The organism is Curtobacterium luteum (assembly GCF_001475545.1).
GTDB lineage: Bacteria > Actinomycetota > Actinomycetes > Actinomycetales > Microbacteriaceae > Curtobacterium > Curtobacterium luteum_A.
Genome location: NZ_LDQC01000037.1, coordinates 1 through 12,985 on the forward strand (window position 1 = coordinate 1; position 12,985 = coordinate 12,985).

11 protein-coding genes are annotated in these 12,985 nt (G+C 72.2%); 2 read left to right on the forward strand and 9 right to left on the reverse strand.

Annotated features, from left to right (window positions below):
• Window positions 1–167: 167 nt before the first annotated feature.
• Window positions 168–1,136 carry an oxygenase MpaB family protein gene (locus tag NS184_RS06575; protein ID WP_058725336.1) on the reverse strand — a complete coding sequence of 323 codons (969 nt, stop codon included), beginning with the start codon at window positions 1,134–1,136 and terminating at the stop codon, window positions 168–170.
• Between the two features lie 99 nt (window positions 1,137–1,235).
• Here NS184_RS06575 and NS184_RS06580 point away from each other — a divergent pair, with 99 nt between their 5' ends.
• Window positions 1,236–2,921, forward strand: coding sequence for a long-chain-fatty-acid--CoA ligase (locus NS184_RS06580; protein WP_058725337.1), 1,686 nt, complete (start codon window positions 1,236–1,238; stop codon window positions 2,919–2,921).
• 164 nt (window positions 2,922–3,085) lie between these two features.
• On the opposite strand, the gene NS184_RS06585 is transcribed toward NS184_RS06580, so the two are convergent.
• The 8 genes from NS184_RS06585 to NS184_RS06620 form a co-directional block, all read right to left on the reverse strand.
• The gene (locus NS184_RS06585; RefSeq protein ID WP_242862983.1) at window positions 3,086–4,987 is read right to left on the reverse strand and encodes an amino acid transporter; all 1,902 of its coding nucleotides are present in this window, start codon (window positions 4,985–4,987) and stop codon (window positions 3,086–3,088) included.
• A 109-nt stretch (window positions 4,988–5,096) separates the two neighbouring features.
• Window positions 5,097–5,945, reverse strand: coding sequence for an ABC transporter permease (locus NS184_RS06590; RefSeq protein ID WP_058725339.1), 849 nt, complete (start codon window positions 5,943–5,945; stop codon window positions 5,097–5,099).
• Complete coding sequence (locus NS184_RS06595) at window positions 5,942–6,973, reverse strand: ATP-binding cassette domain-containing protein (RefSeq protein ID WP_058725340.1); 1,032 nt, start codon at window positions 6,971–6,973, stop codon at window positions 5,942–5,944. Before NS184_RS06595 ends, NS184_RS06590 begins: the two co-directional genes overlap by 4 nt.
• Before the next feature lie 88 nt (window positions 6,974–7,061).
• On the reverse strand, window positions 7,062–7,784 hold the full coding sequence (locus NS184_RS06600; RefSeq protein WP_058725341.1) for a hypothetical protein: 723 nt from the start codon (window positions 7,782–7,784) through the stop codon (window positions 7,062–7,064).
• Window positions 7,785–7,866: 82 nt separating this feature from the next.
• A complete protein-coding gene (locus NS184_RS06605; RefSeq protein WP_058725342.1) occupies window positions 7,867–9,480 on the reverse strand; it encodes an inositol monophosphatase family protein in 1,614 nt (537 codons plus the stop codon).
• A gap of 124 nt (window positions 9,481–9,604) precedes the next feature.
• Window positions 9,605–10,015 (reverse strand): DUF3054 domain-containing protein, encoded by a 411-nt coding sequence (locus NS184_RS06610; protein WP_058725343.1) that lies wholly within the window; start codon window positions 10,013–10,015, stop codon window positions 9,605–9,607.
• Window positions 10,016–10,058: 43 nt separating this feature from the next.
• Entirely contained in the window at window positions 10,059–10,712 is a 654-nt protein-coding gene (locus NS184_RS06615; RefSeq protein WP_058725344.1) for a hypothetical protein, read from the reverse strand.
• Window positions 10,713–10,781: 69 nt separating this feature from the next.
• Window positions 10,782–11,723: a DUF3097 domain-containing protein gene (locus NS184_RS06620; protein WP_058725345.1), complete on the reverse strand. Its 942-nt coding sequence runs from the start codon at window positions 11,721–11,723 to the stop codon at window positions 10,782–10,784.
• An 80-nt stretch (window positions 11,724–11,803) separates the two neighbouring features.
• Here NS184_RS06620 and NS184_RS06625 point away from each other — a divergent pair, with 80 nt between their 5' ends.
• Window positions 11,804–12,853: an alcohol dehydrogenase catalytic domain-containing protein gene (locus NS184_RS06625; RefSeq protein WP_058725346.1), complete on the forward strand. Its 1,050-nt coding sequence runs from the start codon at window positions 11,804–11,806 to the stop codon at window positions 12,851–12,853.
• The last annotated feature ends 132 nt before the right edge of the window (window positions 12,854–12,985 follow it).

Sequence of the window (12,985 nt, forward strand, 5' to 3'; positions counted from 1 at the left end):
GCCACGCGCCTCCAGTCCGGCGACGGCGGCAGCAGCCGCTCTTCCGGTCCGGGCGCCCGCTTCCGTTCGCCGGATCGGGTCAGGACGCCGCGGCGCACTCGGCCTGCCCGTTCGCCGGATCGGGTCAGGACGCCGCGGCGGATTCGTGACCCGCTCGTCGGATCGCGTCAGGACGCCGCGGCGGACTCGGCCTGCCCAGAGCCAGCGGATCGACCGCTCGACGCAGACGACCCCGCGGCCAACCGCGCGATGCGCCGCCTGGCCGCCGTCTCGGTGTCCGGTCGCCCGCCGAGGACCCCGGTCATCCCGTCGATGACGAGCCCGGCCGCTCGACGCGACGGGAACTCCAGCGGCCCCACGGTCGGGACCCGGAGGTCGAGCATCTCCCGGTGCCGCGGGTCGAGGGTCGACACCGCCCCCGCGAAGAGCGCCCGGTAGCCCGGTCGGAGCAGCTTCGCGAGCGGCGGGTCCTTGATGAAGCGGACGACCTCGTGCGTCCGCGCTGTGGCGATCAGCTCGCCCCGCTCGAGGTAGCCGTCCATCTGCGTACGGAGCTCGGCCTCGGACTCCGGGGCGTCGGCGACACCCATGAGGTGCCCCGCGGTCGCCCACTCGCGGACGTAGGCGTCCGCTCCACCGGGGATCGGCTCGCCCCAGGTCTGCGCGCTGCGGAGGAAGGCGTCGGTGAACGCGAGGTGCACCCAGCGCGCGAGATCCGGGTCGTTCGCCGCGTACGGCCGCGTCACCCCGTGGCCGTCGACGTACTCACCCCGGACCTTCTCGTGCAACCGGACGACCCAGGCACTCGCGTGCTCCGCTGCGGCACGGTCGCCGTGCGAGACCGTGTAGATCCACCGGATGGTGCCCGCGAGCCGCCCGAACGGGTCCTCCCGGTAGCGCGAGTGGTCGACGACCCCGGCGAGGGCACCCGGGTGGAGTGCCTGGACGAGGAGCGCCCGGACCCCGGCGAGCACGGTCTGCCGACCGCCGTGGACGCTCCACGTCGCGGACCCCGGACCGAAGTACCCGGCGTCGGAACCCTGCTCGAGGGCGTCGATCCACTCGGGACGGCCGGGAGAGCCGCCGGTGAAGGTGTCGTCGAGTCGGGAGCGGAAGGCGTTCGAGAGCGAGGCCATGCCCCCATGTTCCGTCCGGCCCCTGACACTCCGCCGAGGACATCGACGCAGTGCGGTACTTCACAGGCGCCCGATGTCCCGGCCGCTAGGTTGGACGGCGTGAGCATCGACACGCCTCGTCCCTGGCTTGCCTCGTACGCCCCGGGGGTCCCGCACGACATCGACGAGCCCACCGGCTCCCTGTACGACCTGGTCGAGGAGTCCGCACGGCGGTTCCCGAAGCGTGTCGCCCTGGAGTTCTTCGGCCGGACGACGACCTACGCGGAACTCGAGGAGCAGGTGCTCCGCGCCGCGAACGGCCTCCGCAAGGCCGGGGTCACCGCGGGCGACCGGGTGGCGATCGTCCTGCCGAACTGCCCGCAGCACGTCGTTGCGTTCTACGCCGCGCTCCGGCTCGGCGCGATCGTCGTCGAGCACAACCCGCTGTACACCCCGCGCGAGCTCCGGCACCAGTTCGAGGACCACGGCGCGAAGGTCGCGATCGTGTGGGACAAGTCGGTCGCCACCGTGCAGGACTTCCCGGCCGACGTCGCGCTCGACACGATCGTCTCCGTCGACCTCACCCGTGCGATGCCCCGCAGCACGCGGCTGGCACTGTCGCTGCCGGTCGCGAAGGCCCGCGAGAGCCGCGCGAAGCTGACCACGAAGGTCCGCGGCACGACGACGTGGGACGACCTCGTCGGGAACCGGAAGCTGTCGAAGCGTCACCCGCGCCCGGCGACGGACGCGATCGCGCTCATCCAGTACACGTCCGGGACCACGGGCACGCCGAAGGGGGCGGTGCTCACGCACGGCAACCTCATCGCCAACGCCGAGCAGGCCCGGGCGTGGGTCCCGCAGATCCGCCGCGGCGACAACACCGTCTACGCGGTCCTGCCGATGTTCCACGCCTACGGCCTCACGCTCTGCCTGACCTTCGCGATCAGCATGGCCTCGCGCCTGGTGCTCTTCCCGGCGTTCGACCCGGCCCTCGTGCTCAAGGCGATGCGGAAGCACCCGCCGACCTTCCTGCCGGCCGTGCCCCCGATCTACGCCCGGCTGCAGCACGCGGCGGACTCGGCGAAGGTCTCGCTCGAGGGCATCGAGATCGGCATCTCCGGAGCGATGCCGCTGTCGCAGGACGTCGTCGAGCCGTGGGAGGCCCGCACCGGCGGCTACCTCGTCGAGGGCTACGGGCTCTCCGAGTGCTCCCCCGTGCTCATGGCCAACCCGGTCTCGCCGGAGCGCCGTCTCGGGTCGATCGGCCTCCCGCTGTCCTCGACCGAGGCACGCGTGGCCGATCCCGACGACGCCACGAAGGTCCTCGGGACCGGCGAGGCCGGCGAGCTCCAGGTCCGTGGGCCGCAGGTGTTCCGGGGGTACTGGGGCAAGGCCGAGGCCACCGACGAGGTCTTCACCGCCGACGGCTGGTTCCGCACGGGCGACATCGTCGCGATCGACCCCGACGGCTACGTCCGGATCGTCGACCGCCTCAAGGAACTCATCATCACCGGCGGGTTCAACGTCTCACCGTCCGAGGTCGAGGACACCCTCATGCGCCACCCGAGCGTGCGCGAGGTCGCCGTGGTCGGCATCACCCAGGGCGGCAACGAACAGGTCGTCGCCGCCGTCGTCCCGACGGACCCGTCGTCGTTCGACGCGGACGCGCTCCGTGTGTGGTCGCGCGAGCACCTCACCCCGTACAAGGTGCCGCGGCGCATCGTCGTGGTCGAGGACCTGCCACGCTCGATGATCGGCAAGGTGCTGCGCCGCAAGGTGCGCGACCAGATCACGGGCGGTTCCTGACGCGACCTGCACGACGGCCGGCAGGCTCGTGGCGGCGCCGCCACGAGCCTCCCGGCCGGTGATCGGAGCCGTCCGACGGCGCAGCTTGGTGCCGCCCTCGGGTCGCCCGCGCCGGACGCCTCGCCTCGCCCGCACCGGACGCCTCGCCCGCACCGTCCGCGGTGTCAGGACACGTGGACGCTCGGTCGGCGGTGGACGTCCGGCTCCGCCTCGCGCAGCACCTCGCGCGTCACCGGGGCGACGTCGCCGACGCCGGTGAACACGAAGCGCAGCGCGTTCTGGATAGGGCTGCCCTCGTTCCACTCGAAGTAGATGCTCGGGACGACCCCTGCGAGGTCACGGATCGCGAGCAGCGTCGACGCGATGGTGTTCGGCACGTTGCCGGAACGGACCCGCAGGACCCGGTGGCCGTGCACGACGTGACCCTCGACGACGAGGTCCTCCTCGAAGTCCGACGAGTCCGCCGGCAGGACCTCGAGGAACATCGTCGGGACGCGCGCCGGGATGCCCGAGTCGCGTCGTTCCTCCCGTCCCTTCGACCGGTACGCCTCGGCGGTGCCCGCTCCCGGCTCGTTCGCGATGATGCAGACCGAGCTGAACTGGTCGGCGTCGGCCTCGACGAACTGCCGGGCGACGGCGTCGAGCTCGATCGACGAGGCCCGGAGCTCGAAGGACCGCCGCACGCGCGAGATCAGCGAGACGACCACGATCGCGATGATGAACACCGCGGCGATCCGGACGCCGTCCGGGCGCTCGATCACGTTCGCGACCGTCGTGTAGACGAACACCACGGTGATGATGCCGAAGCCGACCGTGCGCTTCTTCTGTCCCTTGCGCCGGGCCGAGAGGGTCACCGCCACCGCAGCACTCGTGATGAGCACGAGCACGCCGGTGGCGTACGCACCGCCCTGCGCGTCGACGTTCGCGTCGAAGAGGATCGTGATCGCGAAGGCGATGAGCGTGAAGATGACGACGAGCGGTCGGGTCGCGCGGGCCCACTGCGGCGCCATGCCGTAGCGCGGCAGGAAGCGGGGCACGAGGTTGAGCAGCCCGGCCATCGCGCTCGCGCCCGCGAACCAGAGGATCGCGACGGTCGAGAAGTCGTAGATCGACCCGAAGACGCCACCGAGGTACTCGTGCGCGAGGTACGCCAGCGCACGGCCGTTCGCCTGCCCGCCGGCCTGGAACTCGCGCTGCGGGATGAGGAACGTCGTGACGATCGACGAGGTGATGAGGAAGCTGCTCATGATGATCGCCGCCGTGGTGAGCAGTCGCTTCGTCCCGCGGATCCGACCCTCGGGCCGGGGCGACCCCGCGTCGGACGCGTCGCCGCGCACCTGGGGCATCACCGCGACACCGGTCTCGAAGCCGGAGAGGCCGAGCGCGAGCTTCGGGAACACCACGAGCGCGATGCCGATCATGACGAGCGGATTGCTGTGCTGGGCGGTCAGGCCGCTCCACCAGTCGCTCGCCACGATCGGGTTCTCGAACACGTGCGCGAGCGCCACCACGACGACCACCGCGTTGAGCGTGAGGTACACGGCGACGAGCCCGACCGCGATGCCGATGGCCTCACGGAAGCCGCGGAGGAACACCACGCCGAGCAGGAGCAGGAGCGCGAGGGTCAGCGGCACCGGGATCTCGGTGAACCAGTGCGGGGTGAAGGGGTTCTCGGCGATGTGCGCGGTGGCGTCGGCGGCCGAGAGCGTCATCGTGATCATGAAGTCCGTGACGGCGAACCCGAGCAGGACGAGCACGAAGAGCTTGCCTGCCCACCACGGCAGGAGCTTCTCGAGCATCATGATCGACCCGGCGCCCTTGAAGCTGTCCTGTGCCACCCGGCGGTAGACCGGCAGCGCGCCGAACAGGGTCACGAGCACCAGGACGATCGTCGCGATGGGCGAGAGCAGCCCGGCGGCGAGCGCGGCGATCGCCGGCTGGTAGCCCAGCGTGGAGAAGTAGTCGACGCCCGTCAGGCACATGACGCGCCACCACGAGTGGGTCTTCTCGACCTCGACCTGGTGGGGGCCCTGGTGCGAGGCACCGCGGTCGGTGCCCTCGAGCATCCAGCGCTTGAGACGGCTTCGACGCTCGGGCAGGCGTCGGGGTTCGGTCGCGGTCACGGGACGATGCTAAGCGGTCGCGGAGTCCCCACAGTGCACCCTGTCGCGCTCCTCACTTCGCGCTGATGCGGGTGTACTTGTTGACGGCCCACGGCACGAACACCACGAGCATCAGCGCGATGCCGATGAGCACGGTGACGACGGGGTGCTGCATGGTCCAGATGTCGGGTACCGGTGCCGACCCGACGTTGCCGAAGAGCTCACGGGCGGCCTGCACGAGGGAGGACACCGGGTTCCACTCCGCGAACACCCGCAGCACGAGCGGCAGCGTGTCGCTCGGCACGAACGCGTTCGAGATGAACGTCAGCGGGAACAGGATCATGAACGAGGCGTTGTTGATCACCTCCGGCGTCTTGACGCTCATCCCGAGCAGCGCCATCACCCAGCTGAACGCGTAGCTGAACAGCAGGAGGAGCGCGATGCCGGCGAGGAACTCCGGTGGCGAGGAGTTCACCCGCCATCCCACGGCGAGCCCGGTGAGCATCATGATCACCATCGAGATGCCGTTGAGGACGAGGTCGGAGTTCGTGCGTCCGATGAGCACCGCGGAGGCCGACATGGGCAGCGTCCGGAAGCGGTCGATCAGCCCTTCCTTGAGGTCCTGCGCCATCGCCGACCCCGAGAAGGTCGCGCCGAACACGACGGTCTGCGCGAAGATCCCCGCCATCAAGAACTGGGTGTAGTCCGTGCCCTCGACGTCGATCGCACCGCCGTAGACCTGGCTGAAGAGCAGCACGAACATGATCGGCTGCAGCACCGCGAACACGAGCATGTCCGGCGACCGCTTGATCTTGGTGACGTTCCGCTTCGTGATGGTCCAGCCGTCCTCGAACCAGACGGCGACCGGCGATGTGATCGCGACGGGGAGCGCCCGACCCGGCGCCGTGACGGTGGCGGTCATCGCGCCGACTCCTTCTGCTTCTGCCCCGCCTTCTGCTTCGTGCGCCCCGGCCCCGTGGCGGTGTCGTCGGGTTCGTCCTCGGTCGCCGCGTGGCCGGTGAGCCGGAGGAACACGTCGTCGAGCGTGGGGCGGCGCATCCCGGCGTCGTGCAGGTCGATGCCCGCGTCGCCGAGGTCGGCGAGCACCCGTTGGAGGGCGGCAGGGCCGGCGTCCACCGCGATCGCGTGGGTGCGGCCGTCGCCCGAGACCTCGACGTCACCGACGCCGTACCGGCGGAGTGCGGTGGTGGCGGCGTCGCCGTCCGCGCCGTCGACGAGGGTCACGACGACACGGTGTCCGCCGACCTGGGCCTTGAGCTGGTCGGCGGTGCCCTCGGCGATCACGGTGCCGCCGTCGATCACCGCGATGTCGTCGGCGAGCCGGTCGGCCTCTTCCAGGTACTGCGTCGTCAGGAGCACCGTCGCACCGTCGGCGACGAGGCCCTCGATGATGTCCCACAGGGCGAGTCGACTCCGCGGGTCGAGTCCGGTGGTGGGCTCGTCGAGGAACAGCACGCGCGGGTTCATCACGAGGGCGCCCGCGAGGTCGATGCGACGGCGCATGCCGCCCGAGAACCCCTTCACCGGCCGGTCGCCGGCCTCGGCCAGGTCGAACACGTCGATCAGCTGCCGAGCTCGTTCCCGCGCCGTCCGACGACCGAGGTGGTACAGCCGCCCGATCATCTCGAGGTTCTCGAACCCGGTCAGGTTCTCGTCGACCGCGGCGTACTGCCCGGACACCCCGATGGACCGACGGGTCGCCTGCGGGTCGCGCACGACGTCCACCCCGTCGATCGTCGCGGTGCCGCTGTCGGGGGTGATGAGCGTGGTGAGCACCTTGACCGTGGTGGTCTTGCCCGCGCCGTTCGGGCCGAGCAGGGCCTTGACCGTGCCCTGCGGGACGGAGAGGTCGAGCCCCGCCAGTGCGTGCACGGGGCCCGACCCCGACCGGTAGGTCTTGGTCAGCCCGGTGGCTTCGATGATCGCCATGTCGCTCCTCGGTCGAGCATGGAGAATACCAGTGTGTCAGCGGGTGACCGGACGCCTGTGGACGACCGTTGCCGACCGGTCCGCGTGCTCAGATGTCGAAGTCACCACCGAAGTCGCCACCGAAGTCGCCGCCCCAGTCGGAGCCGCCGTCGGCAGACGCTTCGTCGTACCCGCCACCAGTGTCCCCCGAACCGCCGTCATCCGCAGCGTCGGTACCGCCGTCGAACGATCCGGGGTCCGGCAGGAAGGCGCTCATGATCGCTGAGCCGATGACGTAGCCCGCGACCGTGCCGAGGATCGACGCACCGACCATGCGACCGAACGACGGCCCCTGGCGTCCGCCGAACGCACCGCCGCCGCCCATACCGCCCAGCGAGCGCTCCATGAACCCCGGCTGCCGGATCTCGGACCGCGTCGCCGCCTGGGCGAGGGACCGCGGGTCGTCGCCGCGCGGGGCCTCACCCGCGGGGGCGCTGCGGGTGAACTCGTCGTAGACCATGCGCCGCTGCTCGGGTGTCAGGGTCGCGAAGGCCTCGGCGTGCACCTCCTCGATGCGCTCCGGCGGCGCGGTGCGGAGCAGGTACCGGTAGCGCTCGACGGCGCGTTCGTCCTCGGCCGACCCGGTCTGCGCCGTCGGTCCACCCGCGGGGGCGCCTGCGGGTGAACCGGATCCCCACTGCGGCGTTCCGGACGGCACCTGGTACGACTGCTGCCCGTAGCGGTAGCCCTGCTGCTGCTGCTGGGGCTGTCCCCACTGGTTCTGGTCCTGCGGGCGCTCGGGGCGGCCGAGCAGTCGATCGAGGAAACCCATGGTCCGTGCTCCTTCGGGAGGTCGGTGCGGTGCTGGGATGCCGAGCCTACGAGCGACGAACGGCCGCTCCCTGTACGCCGACTCAGAGAACGCCGAGCGCCGACGACCACACCGCGTGCAGCTCGTCGGCGGCGCCTGGGTGGGCGACGAGGAACGGCTCGCCGAGCGGCGGGAAGCCCTCGACGGGACCGCTGCGTGTCAGCACCACGCCGCCGGCCTCGTGCACGAGCAGCACCGCGGCGCCGTGGTCCACCGGGTCGAAGGCGGACACGCAGCCGCCGATGCCCCGTCCGGCCGCGACCTGCGCGATCGTCAGCGTGCCGGAGCCGAGCACCCGGAGCGTGCACGACCGGTCCGCGAGGGCGTCGAGGAACCTCCCGAACCCGGGCCACGGCCGGTGCCCGTCGAGCTCGGTGCCGACGACCGCGCCGGCGAGCGGACGAGGGTCGTCGTCCAGCCGCAGGGGTCGGTTGCGCACGACCGCTCCTCGACCCCGCCGAGCCTCGAGGACCTCGCCCCGCCACGGGTCCGCCACGACACCGACGACCGGGTGACCACCACGGGTCAGGCACAGCGACATCGACGTCCACGGGACGCCGTTCGCGAGGTTCGTGGTGCCGTCCACGGGGTCGAGGTACCAGCGGTGCCGGTCCCCCGGCGCGTCGCCGTACTCCTCGCCCGTGAAGCCGTGGGTCGGGAAGGCCGCACGGACCCGCCCACGGACGTGCTGCTCGACCAGACGGTCCACGTCCGTGACGAGGTCGGCGGGGTGCGCCTTCGTCGCGACCTGCCCGACCGGGTGCTCGCGGGTGAAGGCGATCACCTCGTGCGCGATGCGGTGCGCGAGTGCCTGCGCCCGTGCGGCGACCTCGGCCTCGGTGGGCTCGTGGGCGGACGTCGGCCACCCGTCCCGCTCGGCCGCCGCGAACGCCGCGTGCAGGGTCGTGAGGTCGTCGGTCGTGACGAGGTCGGCCCCGGTCCGGGCTGCCCAGAGCGCCGGCTCCGGGTCGTCGACGGTCCGCACCGACACCAGCAGGCCGAGCCGGTGTGCAGCCGCCACGGTGCGGGGCGTGAGGAACGCGACGTCGAGGTCGAGCGTCGACGGGGCGGCCCCGCTGTCCACACCGGCCCCGGCACCGGCACCGGAACCGGCACCGGCACCGGCCAGATCACCCGCGGTCGGCGGCTGCAGCGACTCCCACGCGAGCCACGTGTCCGCGTCCGGCAGGACCGCCCGGACGGCGCGGAGGGCGTCCGGGGTCCCACGCCACGCCACCGACACGTCGGCCGACGACGACGAGACCGCGTCCGCTGCGACCTCGGCGTCCGCAACCGAACGGCACGTGACCACGAGCGAGGACCGGCAGCCGTCGAGCCGCTCCAGGACGTCGTCGAGCCGCGGGATGCGGTCGAGCCCGTTGCCGAGTCGGGCGACCTCGCACCACGGCACCTCGTCGACTCGGCGGGCGTCGCCCCACAGTCGTCCGAGGGTCTCGTCGCGGAGCAGCACGGCGACACCGTCGGACGTCCGCCGGACGTCGACCTCGACCGCCTCCGCGCCGAGCGCCTCCGCGACGGCGACAGCGGGCATCGTGTTCTCCCGGCGGACCCGCGGCGCGCCGCCCCGGGCGATCAGTGAAGGTCGCCCCACCGGTCGCACGTGCCGCGTGGTCGGTGCGTGGTCGAGCGTCGTCATCCCGGCATCGTGCCGCCGCCCGGCGAATGGCCGGTGACGCTCCGGTGAACGCCGCCCGTCAGTGCGCCGGCGCCCGACCGTCAGCGCACCGGCGCCCGACCGTCGATGGGCCGGCGCCCGACCGTCAGCGCACCGGCGCCTCGACCGAGCGCCGCTCCCGTCGGGCGACGAGCGGACCCGCGACGAGACGCCACCCCAGCAGGAACACCGCGAGCACGATGGTCGCCACGATCACGAACGACACCGGCAGCGGGTTCCCGTCCACGACCCCCTGCCCCGTCGCCACGCGGATCGCCATCCCGATGAACACGGTCAGGATCCACACGACGACCCCGGTCGGCCAGAGGCGCAGCGGCCGACCCCACGCACCACTGGAGACGTACCCGATCGCCCAGCCGGCGAGGAACGGGTACGCGGTGGTCCAGAGGCCGAGCGGGGAGAACGCCTCGGCGTGCGACGACCGTCCGATCGCGGCGAAGGCGACGATGAGGACGATGTCGACGACGGCTGCGAGCCAGCCCCAGGTACGAGTCACGCCACCATTCTCCCGCCCCGCGGGGGCGGCCCGGACGCAGCGGTCAGAACAGCCCGTCGCGCCGGTCCTCGCCGAAGCCGTCGAACCCGCGGAACATGTCGGACACGAGCGCCTCGATCTGCGGCTCGACCAGTCGCTCGACGGCCTCGGCGATCCGCGGCCGGTGCTCGACGAGCGCCAGGCACACCGCCGTCCCGGTCGCGCGGGCGCACTCGTCCGAGAGCTCGATCTCGTGTCGGAGCGCGGCCTTCGCCTCGTCGGACAGCGGCTCGCGCGGCGCCTGCTCCCCCGCACCGGTGCCGGTCAGCTCGCCGAGGGTGAACAGGAACGGCGCGCCGGGCGACGGCTCCGGGTCGACGTCGAGGCCCTGGAACTCCGGCGACAGCCCCTCGGTCGGCTGGTAGCCCGCCTGCTGCTTGCGGGACGCCGCCCGTTCGAGTTCCCGTTGCAGCAGCGGCAGGTTCTTCGCCGTGTACTCGTCGACGGCGTCCTCGACGATGGTCGAGATCCGGCCGATCAGCGCGTGCTGGACGGCGTGCGGCACGTCCGGTCCGAAGCCCGCCGCGCGGGCGATCGGCGAACCGGTGCACTTCCGGCAGATGCGGGTTCGGGGTCGGGCGGTGCTGATCTGCCACCGCGGGAGCCACCGCAGCCAGACGTCGACGGCGCTGCGCACGCGACCGTCGATGCCGTCCATCCCTCAACAGTAGGCCTGGAGGACCGGATCACCCCGCCATCCCGCGCGCGTGGGCGAAACGGCGGGCCCTCAGGCCCTCGGTTCCGTCACGAAGTCGATGAGCTCCTCGACACGGCCGAGGAGCTGCGGCTCGAGGTCCGCGAACGTGCGGACCCGGCCGAGGATGCGCTGCCAGGCACGCGCGATGTCGGCATGCTCGGCGTGCGGCCAGCCGAGGTGTCGGCAGATGCCCTGCTTCCACTCGATCGAGCGCGGGATGGTCGGCCACGCCTCGAGACCGAGTCGCGCGGGCTTCACCGATTGCCAGACGTCGACGAACGGGTGCCCGACGACGAGCACGTGCGCGCCCCACTTCCCGCGCATCACGGCGTCGGCGAACCGGGACTCCTTCGAGCCCGGCACGAGGTGGTCGACGAGGACGCCCACGCGGCGCTCCCGGGTCGGCCGGAACTCGTCGAGGACGTCCGCGAGGTTGTCGACCCCGGAGAGCTCCTCGACGACGACGCCCTCGACGCGGAGGTCGGCTCCCCAGACCTTCTCGACGAGCTCGGCGTCGTGCTTGCCCTCGACCATGATCCGCGACGGCAGCGCCACCCGTGCGCGCTGCTGCTCGACCGCGAACGATCCGGACGCGGTGCGGAGGCGACCACCGTCGGTCGCGTGCCGCACCGACGGGGTCGACCCGGGCCTCCCGGCCGCCGGAGCAGCCGCGGCAGACTGCGCGGGCGCGCCGTTCCCGGGGCGCCGACCGACCGGCGCCTGCGGACGTCCCAGCGTGACGAGCTCGCCCTCGAGCAGGAACTGCCCGGTGAAGGGGAACGACCGCGTGCGGCCCTTCCAGTCCTCGAGCTCGACGTTGCCGGCCTCGAGCCGCACCACCGCGCCGGCCCACCCGGTCGCGGGGTCCTCGAGGACCATGTCGCGCTCCAGCGGCACCTGCCGCACCTTCTGCACGCCCCGCGAGCGCCAGTCGCCCGAGAGGACGTCGTTGCCGTACCGGTCGTCGTCCACCCGCAGGAGCGTAGTGTCGACCCGGCCCGGGACGACGTCGACCGGCCGAGCACCCCACAACCCCGACGGAAGGCAATCCCGTGCGCGCAACGATCATCCACGCCCCGAACGACATCCGTGTCGAAGAGCGCGACCGTCCCGCGATCATCACCCCGAAGGACGTCGTCGTGCAGGTCGTCGCGGCGTGCGTCTGCGGCTCCGACCTGTGGCCCTACCGCGGCGTGACGGAGACGAAGCAGCCGCACGGCATCGGCCACGAGCTCGTCGGGACCGTGGTGGCGGTCGGCGACGAGGTCACCGACCTGCACGAGGGCGACTTCGTCATCTCCCCGTTCACCATGAACGACGGCACGTGCCAGGCCTGCCGTCACGGCATGACCACCGGGTGCGAGCACCTGTCCGGCTTCGGCGGGAAGGACGCGTACGGCGACCCGGTCGGCGGCGCACAGGCCGAGTACGTGCGCATCCCGGACGCCTCGGCGACGCTCGTGAAGGTCCCGGGACCGGTCGACCCCGCGCTCGTCCCGTCGCTGCTCACACTGTCCGACGTCTTCTCGACCGGGCACCACGCCGCCGTGTCGGCGCAGGTCGGTCCCGGGCGCACCGTCGTCGTGGTCGGTGACGGCGCCGTCGGGCTCTCGGCGGTGCTCGCGTCGAAGCGACTCGGCGCCGAGCGCATCATCGCGATGAGCCGGCACGCGGACCGGCAGGCGCTCGCGCGGGAGTTCGGCGCGACGGACGTCGTGGCCGAGCGCGGTGCCGAGGGCGTCGCGGCGATCCGTGCGCTGCTCGGCGGCGACCTGGCGGACTCCGCGGTCGAGGCCGTCGGCACCGAGGAGAGCATGGACCAGGCCCTGCACTCGGTCCGCCCCGGCGGCGCACTCGGCTTCGTCGGGGTCCCGCACGGGGTGCCCACGATCGGGACGCGCTACCTCTTCGACACGAACATCACGGTCGCGGGCGGCATGGCCCCGGCGCGGAAGTACATCCCCGAGCTGCTGCCGGACGTGCTCTCGGGCGCGATCGACCCCGGCCGCGTGTTCGACCTCGAGCTGCCGCTCGACGAGGCCGCCGAGGCCTACCGGGCGATGGACGAGCGCCGCGCGATCAAGGTGCTGCTGCGTCCGTAGCGCGCCGCGTCCCCCGCGCGACCACGACCGGACGGGAGGCACGGTGCGGATCCGCACCGTGCCTCCCGTCCGTCGGCCACCCGCGTTCCGCGGTGCGGAACCCGTGTTTCGGATCTGTGAACAAACCTTTCA